Annotated in this window: 26 protein-coding genes and 1 riboswitch; of the genes, 14 read left to right on the top strand and 12 right to left on the bottom strand. The window is 71.5% G+C overall.

The window, feature by feature from the left end; all coding sequences use genetic code 11:
* Positions 1-433: 433 nt before the first annotated feature.
* Positions 434-784, bottom strand: a complete 351-nt coding sequence (locus ACFHWT_RS00430; RefSeq protein WP_416592604.1) for a VOC family protein — start codon at positions 782-784, stop codon at positions 434-436.
* A 462-nt stretch (positions 785-1,246) separates the two neighbouring features.
* Here ACFHWT_RS00430 and ACFHWT_RS00425 point away from each other — a divergent pair, with 462 nt between their 5' ends.
* Complete coding sequence (locus ACFHWT_RS00425; RefSeq protein WP_416592603.1) at positions 1,247-1,735, top strand: roadblock/LC7 domain-containing protein; 489 nt, start codon at positions 1,247-1,249, stop codon at positions 1,733-1,735.
* Between the two features lie 115 nt (positions 1,736-1,850).
* Here ACFHWT_RS00425 and ppdK read toward each other — a convergent pair whose 3' ends face one another.
* From ppdK to ACFHWT_RS00400, 5 genes are all read right to left on the bottom strand, one after another.
* Entirely contained in the window at positions 1,851-4,586 is a 2,736-nt protein-coding gene (ppdK, locus tag ACFHWT_RS00420) for a pyruvate, phosphate dikinase (RefSeq protein ID WP_416592602.1), read from the bottom strand.
* A 240-nt stretch (positions 4,587-4,826) separates the two neighbouring features.
* Positions 4,827-5,975, bottom strand: coding sequence for a tRNA dihydrouridine synthase DusB (dusB, locus tag ACFHWT_RS00415; protein WP_416592877.1), 1,149 nt, complete (start codon positions 5,973-5,975; stop codon positions 4,827-4,829).
* Between the two features lie 94 nt (positions 5,976-6,069).
* A complete protein-coding gene (locus tag ACFHWT_RS00410) occupies positions 6,070-7,446 on the bottom strand; it encodes a glycine--tRNA ligase (RefSeq protein ID WP_416592601.1) in 1,377 nt (458 codons plus the stop codon).
* Between the two features lie 70 nt (positions 7,447-7,516).
* Positions 7,517-7,909, bottom strand: coding sequence for a hypothetical protein (locus ACFHWT_RS00405; protein ID WP_416592876.1), 393 nt, complete (start codon positions 7,907-7,909; stop codon positions 7,517-7,519).
* Between the two features lie 271 nt (positions 7,910-8,180).
* Positions 8,181-8,522 (bottom strand): antibiotic biosynthesis monooxygenase family protein, encoded by a 342-nt coding sequence (locus ACFHWT_RS00400; RefSeq protein WP_416592875.1) that lies wholly within the window; start codon positions 8,520-8,522, stop codon positions 8,181-8,183.
* A 30-nt stretch (positions 8,523-8,552) separates the two neighbouring features.
* On the opposite strand from ACFHWT_RS00400, the gene ACFHWT_RS00395 reads away from it, so the two are divergent.
* The 7 genes from ACFHWT_RS00395 to ACFHWT_RS00365 all read left to right on the top strand — a co-directional run bounded on the left by ACFHWT_RS00395 (position 8,553) and on the right by ACFHWT_RS00365 (position 13,090).
* A complete protein-coding gene (locus tag ACFHWT_RS00395; protein WP_416592600.1) occupies positions 8,553-8,810 on the top strand; it encodes a DUF6703 family protein in 258 nt (85 codons plus the stop codon).
* 77 nt (positions 8,811-8,887) lie between these two features.
* Positions 8,888-9,904 carry a metal ABC transporter substrate-binding protein gene (locus ACFHWT_RS00390; protein WP_416592599.1) on the top strand — a complete coding sequence of 339 codons (1,017 nt, stop codon included), beginning with the start codon at positions 8,888-8,890 and terminating at the stop codon, positions 9,902-9,904.
* Entirely contained in the window at positions 9,895-10,662 is a 768-nt protein-coding gene (locus ACFHWT_RS00385) for a metal ABC transporter ATP-binding protein (RefSeq protein WP_416592598.1), read from the top strand. Before ACFHWT_RS00390 ends, ACFHWT_RS00385 begins: the two co-directional genes overlap by 10 nt.
* Positions 10,659-11,576, top strand: a complete 918-nt coding sequence (locus ACFHWT_RS00380) for a metal ABC transporter permease (RefSeq protein ID WP_416592597.1) — start codon at positions 10,659-10,661, stop codon at positions 11,574-11,576. The genes ACFHWT_RS00385 and ACFHWT_RS00380 overlap by 4 nt, the downstream gene beginning before the upstream one ends.
* An 84-nt stretch (positions 11,577-11,660) precedes the next feature.
* Positions 11,661-11,954 (top strand): ArsR/SmtB family transcription factor, encoded by a 294-nt coding sequence (locus ACFHWT_RS00375; protein WP_370461550.1) that lies wholly within the window; start codon positions 11,661-11,663, stop codon positions 11,952-11,954.
* 46 nt (positions 11,955-12,000) lie between these two features.
* On the top strand, positions 12,001-12,441 hold the full coding sequence (locus tag ACFHWT_RS00370; RefSeq protein WP_123602949.1) for a Fur family transcriptional regulator: 441 nt from the start codon (positions 12,001-12,003) through the stop codon (positions 12,439-12,441).
* A 43-nt stretch (positions 12,442-12,484) separates the two neighbouring features.
* Positions 12,485-13,090: a hypothetical protein gene (locus ACFHWT_RS00365; protein ID WP_416592596.1), complete on the top strand. Its 606-nt coding sequence runs from the start codon at positions 12,485-12,487 to the stop codon at positions 13,088-13,090.
* On the opposite strand, the gene ACFHWT_RS00360 is transcribed toward ACFHWT_RS00365, so the two are convergent.
* The 3 genes from ACFHWT_RS00360 to ACFHWT_RS00350 all read right to left on the bottom strand — a co-directional run bounded on the left by ACFHWT_RS00360 (position 13,073) and on the right by ACFHWT_RS00350 (position 15,475).
* The gene (locus ACFHWT_RS00360; RefSeq protein ID WP_416592595.1) at positions 13,073-13,609 is read right to left on the bottom strand and encodes a DUF6328 family protein; all 537 of its coding nucleotides are present in this window, start codon (positions 13,607-13,609) and stop codon (positions 13,073-13,075) included. The genes ACFHWT_RS00365 and ACFHWT_RS00360 overlap by 18 nt on opposite strands.
* Before the next feature lie 79 nt (positions 13,610-13,688).
* A complete protein-coding gene (locus ACFHWT_RS00355; RefSeq protein WP_416592594.1) occupies positions 13,689-14,462 on the bottom strand; it encodes a TIGR03943 family putative permease subunit in 774 nt (257 codons plus the stop codon).
* Positions 14,459-15,475, bottom strand: coding sequence for a permease (locus ACFHWT_RS00350; protein WP_416592874.1), 1,017 nt, complete (start codon positions 15,473-15,475; stop codon positions 14,459-14,461). The genes ACFHWT_RS00355 and ACFHWT_RS00350 overlap by 4 nt, the downstream gene beginning before the upstream one ends.
* 211 nt (positions 15,476-15,686) lie before the next feature.
* Positions 15,687-15,792: riboswitch (TPP riboswitch) on the top strand.
* Here ACFHWT_RS00350 and ACFHWT_RS00345 point away from each other — a divergent pair.
* The 5 genes from ACFHWT_RS00345 to ACFHWT_RS00325 all read left to right on the top strand — a co-directional run bounded on the left by ACFHWT_RS00345 (position 15,789) and on the right by ACFHWT_RS00325 (position 21,114).
* Entirely contained in the window at positions 15,789-16,388 is a 600-nt protein-coding gene (locus tag ACFHWT_RS00345) for an ECF transporter S component (RefSeq protein ID WP_416592593.1), read from the top strand. (Overlaps the previous riboswitch by 4 nt.)
* A gap of 79 nt (positions 16,389-16,467) precedes the next feature.
* On the top strand, positions 16,468-17,892 hold the full coding sequence (locus tag ACFHWT_RS00340) for an ABC transporter ATP-binding protein (protein WP_416592592.1): 1,425 nt from the start codon (positions 16,468-16,470) through the stop codon (positions 17,890-17,892).
* Positions 17,893-17,912: 20 nt separating this feature from the next.
* On the top strand, positions 17,913-18,689 hold the full coding sequence (locus tag ACFHWT_RS00335; RefSeq protein ID WP_416592591.1) for an energy-coupling factor transporter transmembrane component T family protein: 777 nt from the start codon (positions 17,913-17,915) through the stop codon (positions 18,687-18,689).
* A 164-nt stretch (positions 18,690-18,853) separates the two neighbouring features.
* Positions 18,854-20,569: a PHP domain-containing protein gene (locus tag ACFHWT_RS00330; protein ID WP_416592590.1), complete on the top strand. Its 1,716-nt coding sequence runs from the start codon at positions 18,854-18,856 to the stop codon at positions 20,567-20,569.
* The gene (locus ACFHWT_RS00325) at positions 20,530-21,114 is read left to right on the top strand and encodes a hypothetical protein (RefSeq protein ID WP_416592901.1); all 585 of its coding nucleotides are present in this window, start codon (positions 20,530-20,532) and stop codon (positions 21,112-21,114) included. The genes ACFHWT_RS00330 and ACFHWT_RS00325 overlap by 40 nt, the downstream gene beginning before the upstream one ends.
* Positions 21,115-21,418: 304 nt before the next feature.
* Here ACFHWT_RS00325 and ACFHWT_RS00320 read toward each other — a convergent pair whose 3' ends face one another.
* The gene (locus ACFHWT_RS00320; RefSeq protein ID WP_416592589.1) at positions 21,419-21,694 is read right to left on the bottom strand and encodes a hypothetical protein; all 276 of its coding nucleotides are present in this window, start codon (positions 21,692-21,694) and stop codon (positions 21,419-21,421) included.
* Positions 21,694-22,167, bottom strand: a complete 474-nt coding sequence (locus tag ACFHWT_RS00315; protein WP_416592588.1) for a hypothetical protein — start codon at positions 22,165-22,167, stop codon at positions 21,694-21,696. The genes ACFHWT_RS00320 and ACFHWT_RS00315 overlap by 1 nt, the downstream gene beginning before the upstream one ends.
* 247 nt (positions 22,168-22,414) lie before the next feature.
* On the opposite strand from ACFHWT_RS00315, the gene ACFHWT_RS00310 reads away from it, so the two are divergent.
* Positions 22,415-24,052 carry a hypothetical protein gene (locus ACFHWT_RS00310; RefSeq protein WP_416592587.1) on the top strand — a complete coding sequence of 546 codons (1,638 nt, stop codon included), beginning with the start codon at positions 22,415-22,417 and terminating at the stop codon, positions 24,050-24,052.
* On the opposite strand, the gene ACFHWT_RS00305 is transcribed toward ACFHWT_RS00310, so the two are convergent.
* Positions 24,035-24,601, bottom strand: coding sequence for a GNAT family N-acetyltransferase (locus ACFHWT_RS00305; RefSeq protein ID WP_416592586.1), 567 nt, complete (start codon positions 24,599-24,601; stop codon positions 24,035-24,037). The genes ACFHWT_RS00310 and ACFHWT_RS00305 overlap by 18 nt on opposite strands.
* Positions 24,602-25,391 lie beyond the last annotated feature (790 nt).

Genomic DNA, 25,391 nt, shown 5'->3' with positions numbered 1-25,391 from the left:
GGGGCGTGGCTGACCAGGGGTGGACCCGTACCAGCCGGCTCGTACACATCTGCGATGTCGCCGAACCGATGCGGTACGCCGTCGAGGAGCACTGCGCCGGCCAGCTCATGGGAGAGCTGGCCGGCGCCAGCGCCTGCTGTCTGACCACTTCGACCGGCCCGACCCGGTCGACGCGACCACCGCGCCGCCATCATCGGGTCGACATCCTGCTCGGCCGGCACCTGGTCACGGCCGGGGACGACCCGCCGCACGGCTACGCCCGGTCGGCCCGACTGGCCACGCTGGCGCTGGCCCTGCCGGCGGCGGACGGCATCCTGGTCACCGCCCGCTGGCAGACCCACGGCCGGCCCGAGTCCTGCTGGCTGGGCTTCGGCGACGGACCGGACGGCCGGACGTTCCTGCTGCTGCTGCAGGCCGCGGTCGAGCGGGCCACTCAGCCACGTCCGCTGAGTACGCAGAACTCGTTGCCCTCCGGATCCGCCAGCACCATCCAGGTGACGTCACCCTGGTCGATGTCGACCCGGCGGGCACCCATGTCGACCAGCCGCTCGACCTCCGCTGCCTGATCCGTCGGACGCAGGTCGATGTGCAGCCGGTTCTTCAACTGCTTGCTCTCCGGTACCGGGACGAAGATCAGCCCGGGCAGTTGGTCCGGCGAGCGCCGGATCTCCACCTCGTCCGGCGCCTCGTGCACGATCTGGTAGCCGAGCGCCTGCGCCCACCACCTGGCCAGCCGGGCCGGGTCGTGGGCGTCGACCACCAGGGTCTCCCACTGACTTGCCACCGGCCACCTCCTGAGGTCGTACGGAACCCGGTTCCAGGCCTACCGTACGGCGGCCACCACCGCCCCGGCAGGGTGACGGGCCAAACACCCGAAGTCAGTTTGATGATCGTTCGCAATAGCCGATCAGTTATCAGTTGCTGTCCGATTGCCGATGGTTACGGGTCCACAAAGAAACATCGCCTGCGGTAACGTGCCAGGAGCACATCGTCACTGCCGCCTCGACCGGACGATTGGACAACCAGCTGGTGTCGATCATCGACCGACCGAGGCCCGCCGGCACCCCGCCCGGCCCGGTGGCGGAACCCTGCGTCCCACCGTCGCGCGGCGCGCAACGTCGCCGACGCCGCGCCGACCGCGGTCGCCCGCCCCACCCGGCCACCACCCGCCCGTACGCCTGCGGCGGGTCGGTCGGGACGAGGTCGGCGACCAGCCAACCGGACGATCGAGTGAAGGAGACCGCCGGTGGACACTGACACCGCTATCGTTACCGAGCTGAACGGGCTACGCCGCCGGGTGCCCGACGTGACCGGCTCCGTACTGACCGGGGTGGACGGCCTGCTGATCACCCACGACCTCGCCAACGCCGAAGCGGAGAGCATCGCCGCACTGGCCGCCGCCAGCGTCGGCCTGGGGCGGCGGTTCGCGATGACCGCCGGCCACGGTGACCTGCGGGAGACCGTCATCCACGGCAACCGTGGCCAGGTCGCCCTCTACCCGGTGGGCGACCGGGCGCTGCTCGCCGTACTCGCCGGACCGGGCACCGATCCGGGCCTGCTGCACGCGCATGGCCGCCGGGCCGCCCGGGTGCTCGACGAGCTGCTGCGGAGCAGACCGGCCGGCAACGTCGCGGCACCGGTGCCGGGCCTGCTGGACAACCATGCGCCGCTGGCGGTCCGCACCCCGATGGCGACCCTGCCGTACAACCCGGCGCTACCGCGCCGCCGGTTCTGACCGACGCCGACGACGGCGGTACCGACCAAGGCCACGCCGGACGGCGTCGGCCGAGGCGGCGGCCGGGCACCCTCCCGCCCCCCAGGGTGCCCGGCCGCTCTTCGCCAGCGGTCGGTCAGCGACTGTCCGAGCCGGTCGACTCGACCGTCGCCCGGCCGGCCTCCAGCCGGGCCACCGGCACCCGGAACGGTGAACAGGACACATAGTCCAGGCCCGCCTCGTGGAAGAAGTGCACCGAGTCGGGGTCGCCGCCGTGCTCGCCGCAGACCCCGATCTTCAGACCGGGCCGGGCGACGCGGCCCTCCTCGACGGCGATCCGCACCAGCCGGCCCACCCCGTCCCGGTCGATCGACTCGAACGGCGAGATACCGAAGATGCCCAGCTCCAGGTAGCGCCAGAAGAACGCGCCCTCCACGTCGTCACGGGAGAATCCCCAGCCCATCTGGGTCAGGTCGTTGGTGCCGAAGGAGAAGAACTGCGCCGATCCGGCGAGCTGGCCGGCGGTCAACGCGGCCCGGGGCACCTCGATCATGGTGCCGATCAGAATCTCGACCGACCGGTCGCCGAGCACCTCGGCGATGATCCGGTCGGCTTCCGCGCGTACCGTCTCCAGCTCCTGGACCGCACCGACCAGCGGAACCATGATCTCCGGGCGGGGATCGCGCCCGGCGGCGGCCAACTCGACGGCAGCCTCGGTGATCGCCCGCACCTGCATCGCGAACAACCCCGGGATGACCAGGCCGAGCCGCACGCCACGCAGGCCGAGCATCGGATTCTGCTCGTGCATCCGGCGCACCGCGGCGAGCAGCGCCGTGTCGCGGCCGGCGTCCTGACCCCGGGCCTGCGCCAGGGCGACCGAGACGGCCAGCTCCTCCAGCGACGGCAGGAACTCGTGCAGCGGCGGGTCGATCAGCCGTACGGTGACCGGCAGGCCGTCCATCTCCTGGAAGATCTCCCGGAAGTCGGCCCGCTGCAGGGGCAGCAGTTCGGCCAGCGCGGCCGCACGCTCCGCCTCGTCACGGGCCAGGATCAGCCGCTCCACCAGCTCCCGGCGGTCGCCGAGGAACATGTGCTCGGTGCGGCACAGCCCGATCCCCTCGGCGCCGAACCGCCGGGCCCGCGCGGCGTCCGCGCCGGTGTCGGCGTTCGTGCGCACCGCCAGCCGCCGCCGGTCGTCGGCGTGGGACAGGATCCGGTGTACGGCGAGCACCAGCGGGTCGGTGGTGCTCGCCGGATCGACGGCGCCTTCGAAGTACTGCACCACCTCGGACGGGCGCACCGGCACCGCACCGAGGTACAGGCAGCCGCTGGTGCCGTCGATCGACACCACGTCACCTTCGGAGACGGTGAGCTCGCCGACCATGAACCGCCCGGCCCCGGCGTCGATGTCGAGAGCGTCGGCCCCGCACAGGCAGGTCTTGCCCATCCCCCGGGCCACCACGGCGGCGTGGCTGGTCTTGCCGCCCCGGCTGGTCAGGATGCCCTGCGCGGCGATCATGCCGGGCAGGTCATCGGGGTTGGTCTCCCGCCGGACCAGGATCACCTGCTCACCCTGCCGAGCCAGCTCGACCGCCCGCGCCGAGTCGAAGACCACCCTGCCGACCGCGGCACCCGGCGAGGCACCCACCCCGGTGGCGATCGTCGGCGGCGCGCCGGACAGGTCGAAACAGGGGAACATCAGCTGCGCCAACTGCGCCCCGCTGACCCGGTGCAGCGCCTCGTCCAGATCGATGATCCCCTCGTCGACCAACTGGCTGGCGATGACGAACGCGGCGGCGGCGGTCCGCTTGCCGACCCGGGTCTGCAGCATCCACAGCTTGCCGCGTTCGATGGTGAACTCGATGTCACACAGGTCCCGGTAGTGGTTCTCCAGCCGGGCCATGATGGTCAACAGCTCGTCGTACGAGCGGGGGTCGAGCCGGGCCAGCTCCTGCAGCGGCAGCGTGTTGCGGATCCCGGCGACCACGTCCTCGCCCTGCGCGTTGGCCAGGTAGTCGCCGTAGACCCCCTGGTCACCGCTGGCCGGGTCGCGGGTGAAGGCGACGCCGGTGCCGGAGTCCGGCCCCAGGTTGCCGAAGACCATCGTCACCACGTTGACCGCGGTGCCGAGCTCGGCGGGAATCCGCTCCTGACGCCGGTAGATCACCGCCCGTTCGGCGTTCCACGAGTCGAAGACCGCCCGGATCGCCAGGTCGAGCTGCTCGCGGGGGTCCTGCGGGAAGTCCCGGCCGGTGTGCGCGAAGAAGATCTTCTGGTACGCCCGGACAAGTCCGCGCAGCGCGGCGGCGTCCAGCGCGAGATCGTCGTCGGAGCCGGCGGCCCGCTTGGCCGCCTCCAGCGCCTGGTCGAACTCCTCCCCCGGGACCCCGCAGACCGTCCGGCCGAACATCTGGACCAGCCGACGGTAGGAGTCCCAGGCGAACCGTTCGTCACCGCCGGCCTGGGCGGCGAGCCCCGCCACGCACTCGTCGTTGAGGCCCACGTTGAGCACCGTCTCCATCATTCCCGGCATGGAGAACCTGGCACCGGAGCGGACCGAGACCAGCAGCGGGTCGGCCGGGTCACCGAGCCGTTTTCCGCGCTGGCGCTCCAGCCGGGCCAGGGCGGCGGCGATCTGGTCGGGCAGAGCCGGCGGTACCGCGCCGGTCGCCAGGTAGGCCCGGCACGCCTCGGTGGTGATGGTGAAGCCGGGTGGGACCGGCAGGCCGAGGTTGGTCATCTCGGCCAGGTTCGCCCCCTTGCCGCCGAGCAGATCCCGCTGGTCACGGTTTCCCTCGGTGAAGTCGTAGACGTACCTGTGGTGATCGGTTGTCTGCCGGGACGGGTCGCCCGGTCCGCCGGATTCCGCCATTGTTGGCCTCCCATGTGCCGTTCGGCGCTGAACGATGGTTCACCAATGGCCATTGGTTGGCGCAGGTTAAGCGACGAGGGAGACCAGCCGACAGTAGTGGGTGACCAGCCGCACAGGAAACGACACGGGTGGCGATCGGATGGGCGTTCTGGGAGCGCTTCCGTGCGCAGTTCTGCGCATTCGCCGATGTACTGGATCACTCCGGGCGAGCGGTGTGAAGTACGGGATCCGCCAGCGGATTCAGCCGCCGGAATCGGCGATCTCCGCCCCCGCCGGGACGGAATCGTCGTCCCGGCTGGCCAGCCATCCGTACGGCAGGAAGACCTTGCCCGGCGAGTTCGTCCGGCCCCGCGGCTGGCCCAACGTGTGCCGGGGAAACGGCTCTGCCGGGTCGAGCTTGGCCAGCAGCGCGTCGAGCTCCGCCAGGCTGGACACCATGGCGAGGGCCCGGCGCAGCTCACCGCCGACCGGGAAGCCCTTCAGATACCAGGCCACGTGCTTACGGAAGTCGGTGCACCCGTCCCGCTCGGCGTCGGCCCGCCCGTCCCGTCCGGTGCCGAACCAGTCGACCAGCAGTTCGGCGTGCCGGCGCATGGTGGCGGCGACCGCGCCCAGGGTCGGCAACGTCCGCCCGGACCCGCCCTCGAACGCCGCCGACAGGTCGGCGAACAGCCACGGCCGGCCCAGGCAGCCCCGGCCGACGACGACCCCGTCGGCGGCGGTGTGCGCCACCATCCGCACCGCGTCGTCGGCCTCCCAGATGTCGCCGTTGCCGAGCACCGGCACGCTCAGCGTCTGCTTGAGCCGGCCGATCGCGTCCCAGTCGGCGGTGCCCGAGTACCGCTGGGCGGCGGTACGGGCGTGCAGCGCCACCGCCGCGACCCCCGCCTCCTGGGCGGCCAGCCCGGCGTCCAGGTACGTCAGGTGATCGTCGTCGATGCCCTTACGCATTTTGACCGTCACCGGCACCCCGGCCGGAGCGGCCGCCCGGACCGCGCCGGCGACGATCCGGCTGAACAGCCGGTGCCGCCACGGCAACGCCGCACCACCGCCCTTGCGGGTGACCTTGGGCACCGGGCAGCCGAAGTTCAGGTCGATGTGATCGGCCAGGTCACGTTCCACCACGATCCGCACGGCGGCTGCGGTGACCTGCGGATCGACCCCGTACAGCTGCAGGCTCCGGGGGCGTTCGGACGGCGTGAACGCGATCATCCGCAGCGTCTTCGGGTTGCGCTCGACCAACGCCTGCGTGGTGATCATCTCGCAGACGTACAGTCCGCCGCCCTGCTCGCGGCACAACCGGCGGAAGGCGACGTTGGTGATCCCGGCCATCGGCGCCAGGACCACCGGTGGCCACACCTGGTGACGGCCGAGCGGCAGCGGCGGCAGGGCCGGCGCGGACCCGCCGGCCGGCCGGGACACGGTGGCAGACACGCCGTCCAGGATTCCACGGGCCCACCCGGCGCCGGCCCCGGGTGGGTGGTCAGCCGATCGGCAACCGCTCCAGCAGGTACCGCTCGACCTGGTCCAGCGACACCCGCTGCTGCGCCATGGTGTCCCGGTCCCGCACGGTCACCGCGTCGTCGGTCAGCGTCTCGAAGTCGACCGTGACGCAGTACGGCGTACCGATCTCGTCCTGCCGCCGGTAGCGGCGACCGATGGCCTGCGAATCGTCGAACTCGACCATCCAGCGGCGGCGCAGCGCGGCACCAAGGTCACGTGCCTTCGGCGAGAGGTCGGCGTTGCGCGACAGCGGCAGCACCGCGACCTTGACCGGGGCGATCCGCGGGTCGAGACGGAGCACGGTCCGCTTGTCGACGCCGCCTTTGGTGTTCGGCGCCTCGTCCTCGTCGTACGCCGCCAGCAGCAGAGCGAAGACCGTCGCGGTGAGGTCCGCCGCCGGCTCGATCGCGTACGGCACCCACCGCTCGCCCCGGTCCTGGTCGAAATAGGAAAGATCGGCACCGGAATGCTTGGCGTGCGCGGTCAGATCGTAGTCGGCACGGTTCGTGATCCCTTCCAGCACCACGAATTCCTGATAAACGCCACCGAGCCGGAATTCGATCTCTACGATCCGCTTGGCGTGCTGCGGCAGGCCGGCGAGGGGCACCTCGGTACGGCGCAACTGCTGTGGCGCGAGACCCAGATCGACGTACCAGTCCCACCGCTGCTGCGCCCAGTACTCCAGACAGTCGTCGTCGGTTCCGGGCTCGACGAAGTACTCCAACTCCATCCGTTCCCGCTCGTGACTGCGCAGCAGGAACTCGCCGGGGCCGACGACGTTGCGGAAGATCCGGCCGACCTGGGCGATGCCGAACGGCGGCTTCTTGCGGGCGGCGATCATCACGTTGGCGAAGTTCACGAAGGTGCCCGGTGCTGCCTCCGGCCGCAGGTAGTACCGGTCCGGTGGCCCCGGACGGTCCGGCGAGACCTCGAGCAGCCCGCTGACCCGCTGCGGGTCGGTGAGGCTGCCCCGGCTGCCGCAGCTCGGGCAGGCGAGCTCGGCGAGAGCGGCGGCCGGCTGTTCCCGGCGTACGGTGAACGCCTCGACGATCCGGTCCAGCGGCTGGGTAAGGTCGCAGGCCCGGCACCGGACCCGGGTCTGGGTGTAGGTGTCGAGCAGGCCGGACGCGGTGAACACCGGCCTGGCCTGGATGACCGCCGCGTCGAGGCCGACGACATCGTCGCGGTGCTGCACCACCGTCCGCCACCACTGTCGGCGGACATGCTCTTTGAGTTCCACGCCGAGTGGCCCGTAGTCCCAGGCGACCGGCTGGCCACCGTAGACCTCACCAGACGGGAACGCGAAACCACGCCGGTGAGCGAGACTGGCCACGGCGTCGATGCGGTCGGCTGGCATGCGCTGCTCCTACACCGGCTGGCGGCCGGCGGGGATGTGCGGACGGGCTGATCTGGCAGATGTTCGGAGGCTACCCCTCGACGCCGCATACCTCTAGCTCACCGGTGCCGGTGTCCTGGTTGAGCGACACCCGCAGGGTGTCCTCGCCGCCCCGGGCGTAGTCGACCTCCACCGGTACGACGATCCGGCTGGTGACCGAGACCTGACCGACCTCGTACGCGGTGATCTCCGGCTCCGTGGCGAGGCGCCGGGCGAACTCGCTGGCCGACTCGCGGCGCTGCGCCTCGGCGCAGAGCATGTCGTACGCCGCGCCGAAGTCCTGCTGGCTCACCGCCTCGAAGTAGTCGCCGACCGCGATCCGGGCCTGTTCGTCGATCGCTTCGGCGCCGGTGACGATCAGTCCGACCAGGGCGACGGTGCCGCCACCGCAGCACAGCAGCAGTGCGAGCGCCGCGACGCCCATCCCGATCCATACCCGCGCGGTACGGCCCTCGGCCGGCGGCGCGGCGAACGGCGGCGCGACCCCAGGGCCGGCGGGCACCGGGGTCGCCGGGCCGGCGGCCGCCGTGGCGTCAGGCTGTCCGGTGGCAGCGGGCTGCGGCGGCGGCTGACGGTCCGGCGGCGCCCACGGTGAAGGTGCCTGCCACGGGGACGCCTCGTCGGGCACGGCGGACGGCGGGCGCGGTTGCGCCGGTCCGGGATCGGTCATGGGGCAAAGGGTAGTGCCCGTCGGCTCACCGTCCCGGCTCCGCCGCCCGGTCACTGCTGTGGGCTGCGGGTTCTTCGCCGGGCCCGGCAGTGACCAGTTCCTCGTACGCGGACGGCTCGTCGAGCGATTCGGCGAGCAGCGGCGTCGCGTCCACCTTCACCTCGAAGGAGCCGAGCGCCCGCCGGTAGGTGCCCACCGACTCCCATTCGGTGACCAGGCACCAGCGCTGCGGGTCCTCCAGCGCCCGGGTCAGTGCGCCGCGCCGGTACCCCGGGCGGCCGGCCAGAGCCCGTAGCGCGGCCCGGGCGCGATCGACGAAGCCGGGCGTGTCCGCCTCCGGCACGGCGAACCGGTTGACCACCAGCACGGCCATCCCCTCCTGACTAGAGTCGGTCGGATGCAGCCTACGCAGCCGTCGCCGCCGGTCCGCCCCGGGCGGATCAGCCCGACCGGGGCGTTTCTCGCCGCCCTGGCGCTCGTCCTGGTCGGGTTCTTCGCGCCGGGCGTCGTCGGCGCGGCGGCGCTGCTGGTGCTGGCCGCCGGGCTGGTCTGGTTGCTACGTCGCAGCTGGCCGGCGGTGCCGGCGGCCGGACGCATGTTCCGCCTGGTGGCGCTCACCCTGCTGGTGGCGGTCGCTCTCGCCAAGATCTTCTAGCGCTCGTCGCGGGCGGTACCGAATCATGCAACCATGCGTTTTTGACAATCATTATCGTCGCCACGGACAGTTGCCTGATGCACAGCCACCTCTTCCGCCGTACCGTCGCCACCACCGCAGGTGCCCTGCTGGCCCTGGGCGGCACCGCCGCCTGCGCCCAGGACGGCGGCGACGGGTCCGCCGACGACGCAACGGTCGGCGTGGTAGCCGCCTTCTACCCCTTGCAGTTCCTGGCCGAACGGATCGGCGGCGACGCCGTCACGGTGAACGGGCTCGCGCCCCCCGGAGCGGAGCCGCACGACCTGGAGCTCAGCCCTCGGCAGGTCGGCGAGGTCAGCGACGCCGACCTGGTCGTCTACCTGAGTGGCTTCCAGCCCGCCGTCGACGCCGCGGTGGAGCAGGAGGCCGGTGACCACGCCTTCGACGTGGTGGAGGTCGAGCCGCTGCTGGACGCCACCGACGGTGGGCACAGCCACGACCACGACGGCGCCGACGAGCACCCCGAAGAGGACGGGCACGGCTCCGAGGAGGAACCCGGCCACGAAGACGAGGCCGACCACGCCGAGGAGACCGGCGCGAAGGACCCGCACCTGTGGCTGGACCCCACCCGGTTCGCCACCGTGGGTGACGCGCTGGCCGAGCGTCTCGCCGCCGTCGACCCGGACCACGCCGCCGACTACACCGAGCGTGCCGCCGCGCTGCGCACCGAGTTGGCGGCCCTGGACACCGAGTACACCGGGCGGCTGGCCGACTGCGAGCGCCGGGAGATCATCACCAGTCACGCCGCCTTCGGCTACCTGGCCGTCCGCTACCAGCTCGACCAGATCGCGATCACCGGGTTGAGCCCGGAGGACGAGCCGACCCCGCAGCGCCTCGCCGAGGTGATCGAGGAGGCCCGGGAGCACCAGGCGACGACGATCTTCTTCGAGACCCTGGTCAGCCCGAGCGTCGCCGAGACCATCGCCGACGAGACCGGCGCCGAGACCGCGGTGCTCGATCCGATCGAGGGACTGCAGCCGGACGCCGACGGGGACTATTTTTCGGTGATGCACAACAATTTGAACAATCTGACCGCCGCCCTGGGATGTTCGTGACCACCAGCGTCGTCCAGGTATCGCGCGGGGCGGTCGGCTACGACAACCGCACCGTACTGCGCTCCGTCGACCTCACCGTGACCAGCGGTGAGGTCGTCGCGCTGCTGGGCGCCAACGGCTCCGGCAAGTCGACCCTGATCCGCGCCGCGCTCGGGCTGGTGCCGCTGCGCGGCGGCTCGGTGCACCTGTTCGGCGTGCCGGCGACGCGGTTCCGGCAATGGCACCGGATCGGCTACGTCCCGCAACGGCTCGGTGCCGGCAGCGGCGTACCGGCCACCGTCGGCGAGGTGGTCGCCTCCGGTCGGCTGGCCCGTCGCGGCGTACTGCGGCCACCCGGTGCCGCCGACCGGGCCGCCGTCGCCGCGGCGCTGACCGCCGTCGGCCTCGCCGACCGGGCCCGGGACCCGGTGGCCACGCTCTCCGGCGGCCAGCAGCAACGGACGCTGATCGCCCGCGCGCTGGCCGGCGAACCGGAACTGCTGGTGCTCGACGAACCCACCGCCGGGGTCGACGCGGCCAGCCAGGAAGCGTTCGCCCGGGCACTCGGCGCGTTCGTGGCCGGCAACGGTACGGTGCTCCTCGTCGCCCACGAGCTCGGTCCGCTGCAACCGCTGATCGACCGGGCCGTGGTGCTGCACCACGGCGAGGTGGTGCACGACGGCCCGGTGCCTGCGCCGGCCGGCCACCACGCGGACCCCGGACACGACCACGTCCACCCGCACGCCGCGGTGGAGCCGCCCCAGATGTGGAACACATGAGCATCTTCCAGTACGAGTTCATGATCCGGGCCCTGATCGGGGCCCTGGTCATCGGTCTGGCCGCCCCGGCCCTCGGCATCTACCTGGTACAGCGCCGGATGTCGCTGATCGGCGACGGCGTCGGCCACGTGGCGCTGACCGGCGTCGGCGTCGGTCTGCTGCTGGACCGCTCCCCGGTGCTCACCGCTGTGATCGCCGCCGCAGTCGGCGCGGTCGCCATCGAACTGCTGCGCGAACGCGGGCGTACCTCCGGCGACATGGCGCTGGCCCTGCTCTTCTACGGCGGCATCGCCGGCGGGGTGATGCTGGTCGGGCTGGCCGGCGACCGCAGCAACGCCAACCTGATGGCGTACCTCTTCGGCTCGCTCACCACCGCCTCCGTCGAGGACCTGTGGGTGATCGTGGTGCTGGCCGCAGTCGTGCTGACCGCGATGCTGCTGCTGCGGCCGGCGCTGTTCGCCATCTGTCACGACGAGGAGTACGCCCGGGTCTCCGGCCTGCCGGTGCGCACCCTCAACCTGCTGATCGCGGTGACCACCGCGGTGACCGTCACCATCGCCATGCGGGCGGTCGGCCTGCTGCTGGTCAGCGCGCTGATGGTGGTCCCGGTGGCGACCGCCCAGCAGATCACCCGGGGCTTCCGCAGCACCATGGCGATGGCGATGATCATCGGTACGGCCTCCGCCGGCTGCGGGGTGTGGCTGGCCGGCACCGCCGACACCGCGATGGGCGCGACCATCGTGATCCTGGCGATCGCCGCCTTCGCGGCCACCGCCGTCGGTGCCGGAACGTGGCGGCTGCTGCGCCGCCGGGCCGGCACGCTGGCCGTGCACCGCCGGCAGCCCCGCGAGGTCGAACCGCCCGAGGTGGTCCTGGACCGTCCCGCCGAGATGGTCCCGGATCGTCCCATCTGACCTGGTACAGACCCGGCGACGAGCACCGCTGAGCCGCCTGCCTGCCGATCCGGCTCCGGTATTGGTTACCGTTGCGGGGTGACGATGGCCAACGGCTACGACGGGTACGAGAGCGCCAGCGAGTTGCTGCGCGCGCTCTCGGCCCCGCTGCGGGTGGCGATCGTGACCGAGCTCGCCCAGGGCGAGCGGTGTGTCCACGAACTCGTGCAGAAGCTCGGCGCGCCGCAGCCGCTGGTGTCCCAGCATCTGCGGGTGCTGCGAGGCGCGGGGGTGGTGCACGGCTCCCGACGTGGCCGGGAGATCGCATACGCGCTGGTCGACGAACACGTCGCGCACATCGTCGCGGACGCTGTCAGTCATGCCCGGGAGGTCCGGTGAGCAGCCGCCGGCTCCGGCCCGGTCAGAACCGTCCCGGAGGCCCTGAATGAGGACTGGAGACACCACGCCCGGCACCGCAGAGCCCTCGACGGTGCGCAACACCCGGCAACGCAGCGCGGTCAGCGCCATCCTCGACGAGCTAGCCGGCTTCCACAGCGCCCAGGAGCTGCACGCCATGCTGCGCCAGCGGGGCGACCGGGTCGGTCTGACCACGGTCTACCGGACGTTGCAAGGGCTGGCCGACTCCGGCGAGGTCGACGTGATGCGCCCGCCCGGCGGCGAGCACCTGTACCGGCGGTGCAGCCAGGGTCACCACCACCATCTGGTCTGCCGCTCGTGCGGCAGCGCGGTCGAGGTGGCCGGGCCGGCGGTGGAGAGCTGGGCCGAGCGGATCGCGGCGCAGCACGGCTACGTCGGGGTCAGCCACACGATGGAGATCTTCGGGACCTGCCCGAAATGCGCCGCCCGGCGTACCTCGACGACGTGACCGCGCACGCCCGATTCGGGTCCTCGTACGGCACGCTGTGCGCATGCAGATCTACGCCGACCGCTTTCCGCGCGCCGCCCGGCAACTCGCCACCGACCTGATCGTCGTCGTCTGGGTCTATTTGTGGATCCGTGCCGCCAGCTGGCTACATGACCGGGTCGGTGAGCTGGCCGGCGCTGGCCGGACGCTGGAGAACGCCGGCACCGGGCTGGCCGACAACCTCGCCGACGTCGGCGGCCGGGTCGGCCGGGTGCCGCTGGTCGGCGACGAGCTGACCGGGCCGTTCGAGCAGGCCGCCGGGGCGGCCCGTTCGGTCGCCGCCGCTGGGCAGGAGCAGCAGGACCTGGTCGGTGAGCTGGCCCTGGTGCTGGCCGGCACGATGCTGGTCTTCCCGCTGGGTCTGGTGCTGTTCGGCTGGCTGCCGTTGCGGGTGCGCTGGATCCGGCGGGCGAGCGCGGCGGCCCGACTGCGCGGCGTACCGGCCGGGTCGGATCTGCTGGCGTTGCGGGCGCTGGCCACCCGACCGCTCGGCACCATCGCCGCGCTGGGCCCGGACGTCGCCGCCGGGTGGCGGCGGGGTGACCCGGCGGTCACCGACGCGTTGGCGGAGCTGGAGCTGCGGGCGTTGGGCCTACGTGGCCGGCACTGACCGGCCGCCGCTACCCGCACCGCCGTCGCTGTCCTCGTCGCTGTCCTCGTCCTCGTCCTCGTCGCCGTCCAGCCAGCCACGGTGCACGAACGGCAGGGCGGCCCAGAAGATCAGGAACCACACCCCGGTGAGGCCGCTGAGCACGAACGCGACCGGTCGGGGCAGGATGAAATCGGTGACCAGCAGCACCGAGCTGACCATGGCGACCAGCATCAGGCTGAGGCCGCCGCTGGCCATCCGGTGGGCGAACCGGACCAGCTCCGGCTTACGGCCACGCCGGAAGAGCACCCGGTGGAACGCCACCGGCGAGATGATCAACGCTGCGGCGGCGGCCGCTGCCAGCAGTGCCACCACGTACACGTCCCGTTGAAACCCGTTCGTGTCGGGGAACCCGCTGCTGAACGGCAGGGTCAGCAGGAACGCGAAGAGGATCTGCACCCCCGTCTGGGCGACCCGCAGCTCCTGCAACAGGTCGGAGAAGTTGCGCTGCCAGCGTTCCTTTTCGGTTTCCCGGTCCACGTCCGATCGTCCTCCTGCCGAACCGCCCACGCTCAAACGGCGGTCAGCAATGTGCCCCGGACACCGCTGCGGGAAACCTCTACTCGTACTGCTGCCGGGGGGCGTCGATCTGCTGCCACGACTCGACCGCCAGATAGGGAATGCTGGCCCCGTTCACCGGGTCGGTGCCGATCCGGTCGCTGTACCGGCCGACCACCTCGATCCAGGTGTCCGCCGGTAGCCCGGCCGGGGCGCTGCCGTCCATCCCGACCTTGATCGGCCGGCCGTCGGCGGCGCAGCAGGAAAGCACGATCCGGGCCAGCATCGGTTCACCGTCCGGGCCGTCGGTGACAAAGCCGGTGAGCCGTACGGTGCGCCCGTCCAGCGACCGACCCTCGTCGAAGATCGCCCGGGAGGCGTAGTCGAGCACGCTGATCTCGGCCGGATCGCCATCCGGCAACGGCGGATAGTCCGACGACGCCTGCTCGCTGCTCAACGCGGTGCCGGCCTGCGCGACGGCGTACGAACCCAGCGCCGGCGGGGCGACCAGCAGCAGACCGAGCACCGGCAGGATCAGCAGCCAACCCACCCTCGGCTCGTGATGGGCGTGGCCGTCGTCGGCGGCGCCGTCGGGTCCGTCGTCGACGGCGTGGCCGTGCCCGGCATGTACGCCGACGGCGGGGGCCGGTGTCGACCGCCGTCGCAGGTCGTGCCAGAGCGTCATGACCGCTGCGGCGATCAGCAGCAGGCCGGCGGCGATCAGGAACGGCTGCAGCGCTTCCTTGACGTACCGCAGGTACATGTCGGTGACGCTGGCCCGGACCACCGCGCCGCCGAGCAGCAGCAGCACCACGCCTTGAGCCTGTTTGTTCACAACAGCACCGTCCCCACCGCGACCGCCACCACGATGGCGATCAGGAATGTCGCCGGAGCGAACCGGTACGCGAATCTGCGCCCGAACGTGCCGGCCTGCATCGAGACAAGTTTCAGGTCGACCATCGGGCCGACGACCAGGAAGACCAGCCGTGACGTGAGCGAGAACTGCGACAACGAGGCCGCGACGAAGGCGTCCGCCTCGGAGCAGATCGACAACAGCACGGCGAGTGCGGCGAGCGCCAGGATGGACAGCACCGGGTTGTCGGCGAGGGTCTGCAACCAGCGCTCCGGCACCAGCACGTTGATACTGGCGGCGGCCATCGCGCCGATCACCAGGAAACCGCCGGCGTGCATGATGTCGTGCCGGACCGCCGCCCAGAACGCCCGCGCTCGGGACAGGTCGTCCAGGTCGGGGCGGTGCGGCAGGCGGATCCAGTCGGTGCGCCCCAGCCGCAGCCACAGCCAACCCATCACGACCGCGACGAGCAGGCTGGCGACACCCCGGCCGACGACCATCTCGGGGTTGTTCGGGAAGGCGACCGCCGTGGCCACCAGCACGATCGGGTTGATCGCCGGGGCGGCGAGCAGGAAGGCCAACGCGGCGGCCGGCGCGACGCCCCGCCGGATCAGCGACCCGGCGATCGGCACCGAACCGCACTCGCAGCCGGGCAACACCACCCCGGCGGCGCTGGCCACCGGCACCGCCAGCGCCGGGTGTTTCGGCAGCGCCTTCGCCCAGAACGACCGGGGCACGAAGACCGCGATCACCGCGGAGAGCACCACCCCGAAGACCAGGAACGGCATCGCCTGGACCATCACCGACACGAAGACCGTGGTCCAGGTCTGCAGCCGGGGGTCGGAGATCAGGTTGGCCAACGGCTCGCGGAAGATCACCAGCCCGATCAGCAGGAAGGCGAGCACCTCCACCGAGCCGACCCGGTCACCGAACAGCCGGCGTCGGGGCGGACGCGGGCCACCGGGCGGCCCGGCGCCGCCGCCGGACCCGGGCAGGTCGTCGTCGGCCGGTGCGGCCCAGTCGATCTCGTCGCCTGGGCGCGTCCGACGCGTCGCGGTGCGATCGGCAGCGGTCACGGCGGGCTGGTCCCCTCGCTGGTGTGAAGGCGGGCAGTTCACGATAACCCGCGCAGGGGTGCCCGCCACCACACCGGGACGCGCCCACTGTCGGCGCGGTGCCACCGGTGCTAGCGTCGGTTGGACAACCTATGTCCCACAGGGGAGCGCACACAGCGCTGAGAGTGCGGGGAGTCCCGCAGACCCTCGAACCTGATCTGGGTAATGCCAGCGCAGGGAGTTGGAGCGAGCTATGACGCAACAGAATGCATTTGTCGACCGCAGCTGGCGGACCGTCGACATCGTGGTCGCCTCGGTGATCGCGGTCGCGTTCGGGGTGGTCTTCTGGCTGTGGGGGTTGATCTGGACCGCCACCGAGGCCGCGTTCACCTTCTTCCCGCCCGCTCAGGCGGTGCTGTACGGGGTGTGGCTGGTGCCGGCCGTGCTCGGCGCACTGGTGATCCGCAAACCGGGGGCCGCACTGTTCTGCGAGCTGGTCGCCGCGATCGTCTCGGCCGCGTTGGGCAGCCAGTGGGGCGCCGTGGTGATCGTGCAGGGGCTGGCCCAGGGGGTCGGTGCCGAACTGGTCTTCCTGGCGGTGGCGTACCGCTCGTTCCGGCTGCCGGTGGCGCTGGCCGCCGGTGCGGCCGCCGGGCTCGGCGCGGCGATCTTCGACCAGATCCGCTACTACGCGCCGTACGACCTGGTCAGCTTCCGGATTCCGATCTTCATCGTCACCGTGGTCAGCGCGATCGTGCTGGCCGGTGCCGGCAGCGTGGCGCTGACCCGGGCGCTGGCGGGCACCGGGGTGCTCGACCGGTTCCCCGCCGGCCGCGACCGCGCCACGGTGTGAGCCCGCCGGGGCCGCACCACCGGATGAGCCGGCCGGAGCTGGCCGGGGCCGTGGCGATCGAGCTGGGGTTGACCAGGTCGTGAGCCGGCTGGAGCTGCGCGGGTTCGGCTGGCGGCACGCCGGCCGTCGGGCCTGGGCGGTCCGCGACGTCGACCTGGGCGTCGACGCTGGCGAACGGGTCCTGCTGCTCGGGCCGTCGGGGGCCGGCAAGAGCACGCTGCTGGCGGCGATCGCCGGGTTGCTGCCGGCCGACTCGGGCGAGCAGGCCGGCACCGTCACCGTCGACGGGCTCGACCCGCGCAAGGCCCGCGAGCGGGTCGGCATCGTCTTCCAGGACCCGCAGAGCCAGCTGGTGATGGCGCGCAGCGGCGACGACGTGGCGTTCGGGCTGGAGAACCGGGGGGTGCCGGCCGAGCAAATCTGGCCACGGGTGGACGCCGCGCTGGCGCGGGTCGGTTTCCGCTACGGCCGGGACCGGCCGACCGCCGAGCTGTCCGGCGGCGAGCAGCAGCGGCTGGCCCTGGCCGGGGCGCTCTCCCTGCGGCCGGGTCTGCTGCTGCTGGACGAACCGACCGCGAACCTGGACCCGGCCGGCGCCGACCTGGTCCGCGACGCCGTCGCCGGGGCGCTCGACGGGGACCGGGACACCACGCTGGTGATCGTCGAGCACCGGGTGGCCCAGGCGCTGCCGCTGGTCGACCGGGTGGTGGTGCTGTCCGCCGGTGGCGGCGTGCGGGCCGACGGCAAGCCGGACGAGATCTTCGACCGGTACGGCGGGCAACTGGCCGCCGACGGTGTCTGGGTGCCCGACCAGCCGCTGCCGCAGCGAGGCGGGCCCGCCGCCCCGGCCGGTGAGCCGCTGCTGATCGCCGACCGGGTCGGGCTGGCGCCCCGGCTCGCCCCGCTCACCGACGAGGTGCCGGTACGCGGCGGCGAGGCGCTGGCTGTACTGGGGCCCAACGGCGCCGGCAAGACCACGCTGGCCCTGCTGCTCGGCGGGCTGGTCGCGGCCACCGACGGAACGGTCCGGGCCACCGCCGCGTTGACCGGCGACGGCCGGGTCGGCCCGGCCCCGCACCGGTGGCGGGCACCGGAGCTGGTCCGCCGGATCGGCAACGTGTTCCAGAACCCGGAGCACCAGTTCGTCGCCACCACGGTGGCCGACGAGCTGGCCCTCGGCCCGCGCCGCTGCGGGCTGGCGGAGCCGGCCGTCGCCACGGTGGTCGACGAGCTGCTGCACCGGCTGCGACTGGACCGGCTGGCGGCGGCCAACCCGTACACCCTCTCCGGTGGTGAGGCGCGGCGGCTGAGTGTGGCGACCGCCCTGGCCACCGCGCCCCGCCTGCTGGTGCTCGACGAGCCGACGTTCGGCCAGGACCGGCGTACCTGGCTCGAACTGGTCGCGCTGCTCGGTGAGCTGCGCGACGCCGGGCACGGGATCGTGACGGTGACCCACGACGTCGACCTCGTCGCCGCCCTCGCCGACCGACGGCTGACCCTGTGAACCGGCCGGCGGTTGACCCGGTGAGCGGCGGCGCGTTGGCCCGCCGCAACCCGGTGGCGAAGCTCGCCGCCGCGCTGGTCTTCTCGGTGCTGCTGCTGGCCACCCTGGACCCGCTGGCGCCGGCCGTCGCGCTCGCCGTCGAGCTGGCCGTGGTCCCACTGTTCGGGCTGGGCTACCGGGCCCTGCTGCGCCGGATGGCGCCGCTGCTGCTGAGCGCCGCCGGTGTGCTGGTCACCCTGACGCTGTTCGCCGCCGAACGGACCGGCTCGGTGCTGCTCGCCGCCGGCCCGGTGCTGGTCACCAGCGGCGTGCTGGTCACCGCGCTCGGTCTGGCGTTGCGCCTGCTGGCCGTGGCGCTGCCCGGGGTGCTGGTCTTCGCCACCACCGACCCGACCGACCTGGCCGACGCCCTGGTGCAGAACGTCAAGGCCCCGCACCGGTTCGCGATCGGGGCGCTCGCCGCGTTCCGGCTGGTGCCGATGCTGGCCGCCGAGTGGCAACTGCTGGCGATGGCCCGCCGGGCCCGGGGCATCGACGCGGGCCGCAACCCGGTGCGTCGGTTTCGGCTGTTCGCCGCGACCGCCTTCGGGCTGCTGGTCCTGGCGATCCGCCGGGGCACCCGGCTGGCCACCGCGATGGACGCCCGGGGATTCGACGCCGGCATCCCCCGGACCAGCGCCCGGCGGCAACGGTTCGGGGCGGCCGACGCCGCTCTGGTCGTCGGTGCCGCGATCGCCGCCAGCGCGTCGCTGGCGGTCAGTTTCGCCGCCGGGGTCTTCCGCCCGGTGATCGGCTGAGCGCCGCCGACAGACCGCGCCGCAGGTCAACAGTGGTGTGACTGATGCATACATGGCTACACCTTCACGGCACGTGCGCCGTGACGACGGCGGTACGTCGCCTGTTGTTTCCCCACCTCCACGAGATTGACCGCGACAAAGTTGATCTGGGAGGCGGAACAGGGATGGGAAACCACCACCACCATCACCACCACGACCACGCGGCGACCGGTGCGGACGTACCGGCACCGCTCGACCTGTCGGTGCCGGACGCCGAACTGTCGCCGACCGAGGCGTCCCGGCGTACCTTCCTGCGTAACGCCGGGCTGCTCGGAGCCGGCGCGGCCGCGTCGTCGGTGCTGGCCGGCGGGCACGCCGCGCACGCCGCACCGGCTGGCGAGCACGCCGGCGGCGGCACCGGCGGCGGCCGGGCCAACGACGGGGAGTTCGTCTGGCTGGCCGGCGACCACCACATCCACACCCAGTACAGCCCGGACGCCATGTACCGGGTGGTCGACCAGGCCAAGCACGCCCGCGCGTACGGTCTGGACTGGATCGTCATCACCGACCACGGCAACGCCACCCACTCCCGCATCGGGGTGGAGAAGGTCAACCCGGACATCGTCGCCACCCGCAAGGAAATCAAGGACCTGCTGATCTACCAGGGCCTGGAGTGGAACATCCCGTCCGCCGAGCACGGCACGGTCTTCGTCCAGCCGGGGCCGAACGAGGTCGCCGTACTCAAGCAGTTCGAGACCGACTACGACGGTTCGGTGAACGGCACCAGCGGCTCCAGCCCGGAGAACGAGGCGCTCGCCATCGCCGGTATCAAGTTCCTCGGTGACGAGGTCCGCCGGCGCCGCATCGGTGGTGCGCTGTTCCTGGCCAACCACCCGTCCCGGCGGGGCGTCGACTCGCCGCACGAGGTGCGGGCCTGGCGTGACGCCGACCCGACCGTGGCGGTCGGCATGGAGGGCGCCCCCGGTCACCAGGCGTCCAGCCTGCCGGCACCGAACGGCCCGGGTCGTGGGCGCGGCTACTACGAGGGCAGCCCGTCGGCGGCGTCGTTCCCCGGCTACCCGCTGGAGAGCTACCGCACCTGGGGCGGGTTCGACTGGATGACCTCCACCGTGGGCGGGCTGTGGGACAGCCTGCTCGCCGAGGGCAAGCCGTGGTGGATCAGCGCCAACTCCGACTCGCACATCAACTACCTGGGTACGTCGATGCGCGGGCCGGACAGCGACTTCAACGCCAACGGCAAGTACAACGACCCGGTGTACGGGCCGCTGATCACCACCGCCGGTGACTTCTGGCCGGGCCAGTACAGCCGGACCCACGTCGGCGCGCAGGCGTTCGGTTACCGCGCGGTGATGGACGCCATCCGGGCCGGCCGGGTCTGGGTGGACCACGGCGGCCTGATCGGTGGCCTGGACATGCGGGTCCGCCGGCTCAACGACCAGCGGCCGGGTGCCGGTGCCACGCTCGGCGGCACGTTGAAGATCAAGAGTGGTACGTCGGTCGTGGTGACCCTGGACATCGACCTGGCGACCGTGCCGAACTGGGCGCAGTTCGTGCCGAAGCTGGCCCGGGTGGACCTGATCGTCGGCGACGTCACCGGACCGGTCACCGACCAGGACACCTTCACCGCACCGACCACCCGGGTCGCCGCCTCGTTCGAGGTGCAGCCGGGCCGCAAGCGGGTGTCGTTCAGCTACCCGCTGGGCCGCGTCGACCGGCCGATGTACGTCCGGGTCCGCGGCACCGACGGCAACCGCAGCGCGCCCGGTCTGATGGGTGCCTCGGTCGACCCGCACGGTCCGGCGATGGACGTGCTCGGCGACGCCGACCCCTGGCTCGACCTGTGGTTCTACGGCAACCCGATCTGGGTCCTGCCATCCTGACCGCCACCGCCACCGCCACCGCCACCGCCACCGCCATGATCATTACTGGAGTGAGCCTCGGACATGCCGACGACGCCGCTGCCGAGCATTGGCTGCACGACGTCGTCGGCGTGGCCGACCTGCCCGACCTCGTCGCCTGCACCCATCTGGTGCGGACGCCGAGGCCACACGTGGCGATCAGCCTGGCCGCCCCCGACGGGCTGCCCGACCTGCCCGCCACCCCGGCCGATCTCTTCCCGGCGGCGGAGCTCGCCGCCGCCGAGCACCGGGCCGGCCGGTCCGGGCGGGCGGTCCGCTACCCCGGGGTCGACCGCCTGGTCGGCACACTCACCGTCGCGGAGCTGCTCGAGTTCAGCGCGATCGAGCAGGTCATCATGCTCGGCGGCGCGCAGCCGGATGAGGACACTCCGCTGGTGACCCGGGACTTCGTCCGGCCGCAGTGGATCAACGGGGTACTGACGTTGATCACCACTGCTGTCGGGCCGGGGCGGATCGGGCCGTTCGAGCTGCCCGACCCGACCCCGTGCTGCGCCGACAAGCACTGACCGTACGCCTTACCTGTTCAGCCTCACCTATCCAGCCTCCGGCGCTGGTCACATCCTGTGGCCAGCGCCGGAGGCGTTCAACGCTCGACGGCCTTCCGCTGCCGGAGCCGCGAGGTGAGGCTGACGCACGTCATTTCGCGTTTTGAGGTGCGTCAGCCTCACCTCGTAGACGGTGGGGTGGTGGTCAGCTCGCCGCACCGAGGGCACCAGCGGCTCTTCAGTCGGAATGAGAACAACCCGGCGAGGAAACCGAGTAACGCCGCGCTCGTCAACGCGCAGATGTCCATGATCCTCTTTGACTTCTCTACGAGTGTGGATGGTCGACGCCGTTGAGTGGCTGCCGGCGTTGCACCACGCCGGAGCGGGTCAGGGCACTCTTGTAGACGCCGATCGCGGCCATCCGCCCGTCCCGCCCGGCCGAGGTGATCGTGGCGAGGATGCCCACCACGGGGGAATCGGCGTCGTCCAAGCCGTACCGGATGTCGGAGACCCGAACCGTCATCGACCGGTCACCGAACACCCAGTCAGCCTTGCCGAGATGCAGGGTGTCACCGACCCGCAGGAGTTCATCGTCGGCCATCAGTCGTCCCGGCCGTCGTGGACGTACCCGTCCGGCCAGAGTCCGGCGTACTGCAACACCGCCCGCACCCGACGCGCCCGACTGTGATCCCACCGGTCCAGCACCGCCAACGCGTTGGCGAACGGCGGGCAGAACGCCGCCACGTCACACACCCGGCACTCGGCCAACCGACTCGGCATGTGCTCAGCCACCGTCTCCCGCGCCCGGTCCAACACGTCCACGCCCGGCCGGTTCCGCATCGCCGCCGCCACCTCGCCCAGCACCACCTGCTCGGCGTCGACAGCCGGCTGCCCGGCGTCCGGCGCGGGCGCCACCGCACGCGCGGCCAGCAGCCGGAACCGTGGGTCCCGCTCGATGTCCGTCTGCCCCGGCGTTCGGCGCGGCAACGGCGGCCGGTTCGGCGTCGGACCTTCATTACCGCTGAGGTACGGCGACGGGCAGTACCTGCTGCTCGGCGGGTTGTTTCCGGCCATGCGCTTTCCTCCGTGGAGACATGTCAGCGAATACATTCGATGGGCGTAAACGCCATTTTTTTGCTGCTCGTGTGACTCACTGCATCCACGGTCGCCTACGTCACACGCACGCCACTACCCGCCGACATCCGGAGATTTCCGCATCACCCATTCCCCGCGTCGCGGGGAAGTTCACAAAATCGGAGCAGTCGCGTATCGTCTATCCAAATCGGTCTGCGAATCTTTCTGATCATGGGCGGGTGACGGCATGGGCGAATCAAGATCGGAAAGTCTTCGACAGCAGCAGGCTCGCCTCGCGGCCGAGTTGCGGTCGGAGGGAAAGACGTGGGTCGAGGTGGCCGAGGTCTTCCGGCAGCGGTTTCGGCTCAACCCCCGGGTCGCGCTCCGCGCCGTCCGGGGCTGGAGTCAGGCGCAGGCAGCCGAGGAGTGGAACCGGCGCTGGCCCGACGAACCCAAGACCCACAAGAGCTTCTCGTACTGGGAGATCTGGCCCGGCAAGGGCGGCTACACGCCCTCGCAGGACAACCTGGTCCGCCTGGCCGAGATCTACGAGTGCGCCGTCGCCGACCTGCTGGCCGACCTGCCCAGCTTCCGCCACCTCGACACCGCAACCCGAGCAACTTTCACCGTCGCACGGGGTACTTCCGTCACCCTCACCGGTGAGACCATGGTGCCGAGAGAAGCGGAGATCCTGCTTCGCGACCTGCTCGGCCGGCGACCCGGCGCAGAGGCGGGTGCCCCGCCACGAGCGGACCTCACCGGCCCGCACCGCCTGCCCGAGGAGGTCGACTTCGGAGAATTGGCGCAGGTCATCGTCATGTGGATGCAACGGATACCGGACCCGCAGACCCGCCGGGCCATGCTCGGCAAACTGACCGCCGCGCTCGCGGTCGCCACCACCGCGCCGCTGACCGAGCTGGCCGACGCGGCCGAGCCGGCCAACGCGGCACCACCGTCCGCCGGACCGGGCACCTTCGACCCGGCAACCCTGGCCCACTGCGAGCAAATGATGCCCCACCTGCGCAAGCAGGGCGACGTCCTCGGCGCGGGTGCCACCCTGCCCAGCGCGCTGGCCTACCGGCGCACCGCCGAGCAGCAGGCCAAGGCCGCCCCCACCGGGCCGCACCGGGACCGGGCGATCGCCGCCTACGCCGAGCTGACCCAGCTGGCCGGCTGGTTGTGCTTCAACATGGGCGACTACGGTTCCGCGCAGCGGCTCTACGACGATGCCCGCTCCGCCGCCCACGAAGCACGCGCCGTGGAGCTGGTCACCTACATCCTGTGCACGATGAGCCACCTGGCGACCTGGCAGGGCAAACCCAGAATCGGCATCGACCACGCCGCCGCCGCTGCCGCCTGGGCCGAGCAGAGCGGCAGCCCGTACGCCCGAGCCTATGCCGCCGATGTCGCGGTACGCGCGCTCACCGCCGACGGCCAGGCCGACCGGTCGCAGGCAAATCTCGACCGCGAGTACGCCGCCCTACAGGAAGCGCAGGCCGACGACGGCCCCCGGCAGTCGTGGTGGTACTTCTACGACGAGTCGTTCTACTGGAGCACCACCGCGCAGCAGGCGTTGGGCTTCCACGACGCCGACCGGGTGCTCGCCGCCACCGACAAGACGTTGAGCCTGATCGACCCGGGCAACCTGCACAACCGCGCGTTCGGGCTGCTGTACCGCGCCGAAGCGTTCGCCCAGCAGCGCAACATCGACCAGGCCTGCCGTACCGCCACCGAGGCGGTCGAGCTGACCTCGGTCAACTCCAGCAAGCGACTCACCCAGCAGGTGCAGAAGCTGCGCCATGGGCTCGACCCGTGGAAACGCACCCGCCCCGTCAAAGAGCTTGACCAGGCGGTACGCAGCTACCGGTCAACGCCGTTCGGCTGACCCCAGCGGGCGCACGAAGACGGCGTACTCCCGGTAGTAGGCACCCGGAGGTCCGGGCTTCGTGCCGACCCGCCGCCACCCCCACCGCTCGTAGAGCGCGTGGGTGGCGGTCGCGACCGGGTTGGCCGACAGCGTCGCCCGCTCCTCGCGCCGACCACCGAGGAACGTGTCGTGCAGGCCACGGCCGATGCCTTTGCCCTGCCACGCCTTGCGTACCTCGATCTCGGCCAGGACCACGGTGCGCTCGCCGCCATGCTCGTCGGTGAAGCCCGGCTCGGGCGCCGGATCGAGCCCGCCGAACCAGTCCCGCTCCTGCCGCAGGCTGTACCCGAAGACGAAACCCACCAGCTCACCGCCGACCCGGGCCGTCACCAGCTCGTAGTTACGGGCACCCAACGCGGCCGTCGCCCGATCACGGAAGGCATCCGACTTGACGCCGGTGTCCTCGCCGGGAACCTGGCCGTAGGCGTCGGCGTAGACCTCGGCCAACTGGTCCAGCATCACGCCGGCAGCGGCGGCGTCGAGACGGGCGTACGAAACCTCAGTCACACCAACCACCGTACGGACGAGCAGACCACCGACCTTCCCCGCGCCACGGGGAAAATGAGCCCCAGCAGTCACTGTTTCCCTTGCCGAAACCGATCGGGGTAAGCGACAATATCCACATCGGCCTGTCGGTTACCACGGGACGGAGGTGAGACGGCCACGCCATATCGCGATCCCTCCATCGAGGACGGACGAGGCATCGATGCATGCAAGATTAGGTGCCAGAGTTGTGGCGAAATGTCGATTGCGACAACCTCCGACACGCCCGGGATCCGGGGGAGGTTGGCGGAAAGATCCCAAACCGCACCCGAGCTGCGAAAACCCGCCTCATAGAGATCATCTAAGTCGCCACCAAGATCATGATCAACAGGAGGTTGCCCTCCAGACCCCCTGTTTGCCCAGGTCAGACTGACCGACATTTCGGACACGGTCCCCGAGCACACGAAAACCGAGCCGGATTGAAACGTCCGGGCAGCGGCACGTCATGGGGTTCATGACGACCACCTGTCCCCGAGCACACGAAAACCGCGCCGGATTGAACTTCGCAAAGCAGCCACCGCAGCAGCAGAGGATCAAGTCACCGAGCACACGAAAAACATCGGAGCAGGTCGGCAGTTGACTGAATTTGGTCTGCAACGGCGCTGCCGCTATCCGGAGCGAAGGCCAGACTTCCCGGGTTAGCCGACGGGGTCGACCGTACTCATGGCCGCGTTCGCAACACGCGCAACGTCCGCGAGTGCGTTAGTGCCGAGATCTCGGATAAGGATCAACCGTCGAGTTGCTTCCTTTTGGA

Source organism: Micromonospora sp. LOL_021, assembly GCF_048060215.1.
Classification (GTDB): domain Bacteria; phylum Actinomycetota; class Actinomycetes; order Mycobacteriales; family Micromonosporaceae; genus Micromonospora_E.
Note: the sequence above shows the minus strand (reverse complement) of the source record. Positions and strands in the feature narration are given on the sequence as shown.

Coding starts and splice junctions, on each gene's coding strand:
- ACFHWT_RS00405 (WP_416592876.1), bottom strand. CDS start 7,909: ATGGGCGTCGCGGCGCTCGCACTGCTGCTGTGCTGCGGTGGCGGCACC.
- ACFHWT_RS00345 (WP_416592593.1), top strand. CDS start 15,789: ATGACGCAACAGAATGCATTTGTCGACCGCAGCTGGCGGACCGTCGAC.
- ACFHWT_RS00390 (WP_416592599.1), top strand. CDS start 8,888: ATGCACAGCCACCTCTTCCGCCGTACCGTCGCCACCACCGCAGGTGCC.
- ACFHWT_RS00410 (WP_416592601.1), bottom strand. CDS start 7,446: ATGCCAGCCGACCGCATCGACGCCGTGGCCAGTCTCGCTCACCGGCGT.
- ACFHWT_RS00365 (WP_416592596.1), top strand. CDS start 12,485: ATGCAGATCTACGCCGACCGCTTTCCGCGCGCCGCCCGGCAACTCGCC.
- ACFHWT_RS00385 (WP_416592598.1), top strand. CDS start 9,895: ATGTTCGTGACCACCAGCGTCGTCCAGGTATCGCGCGGGGCGGTCGGC.
- ACFHWT_RS00310 (WP_416592587.1), top strand. CDS start 22,415: ATGGGCGAATCAAGATCGGAAAGTCTTCGACAGCAGCAGGCTCGCCTC.
- ACFHWT_RS00370 (WP_123602949.1), top strand. CDS start 12,001: ATGAGGACTGGAGACACCACGCCCGGCACCGCAGAGCCCTCGACGGTG.
- ACFHWT_RS00395 (WP_416592600.1), top strand. CDS start 8,553: ATGCAGCCTACGCAGCCGTCGCCGCCGGTCCGCCCCGGGCGGATCAGC.
- ACFHWT_RS00380 (WP_416592597.1), top strand. CDS start 10,659: ATGAGCATCTTCCAGTACGAGTTCATGATCCGGGCCCTGATCGGGGCC.
- ACFHWT_RS00315 (WP_416592588.1), bottom strand. CDS start 22,167: ATGGCCGGAAACAACCCGCCGAGCAGCAGGTACTGCCCGTCGCCGTAC.
- ACFHWT_RS00330 (WP_416592590.1), top strand. CDS start 18,854: ATGGGAAACCACCACCACCATCACCACCACGACCACGCGGCGACCGGT.
- ACFHWT_RS00320 (WP_416592589.1), bottom strand. CDS start 21,694: ATGGCCGACGATGAACTCCTGCGGGTCGGTGACACCCTGCATCTCGGC.
- ppdK (WP_416592602.1), bottom strand. CDS start 4,586: ATGGCGGAATCCGGCGGACCGGGCGACCCGTCCCGGCAGACAACCGAT.
- ACFHWT_RS00375 (WP_370461550.1), top strand. CDS start 11,661: ATGGCCAACGGCTACGACGGGTACGAGAGCGCCAGCGAGTTGCTGCGC.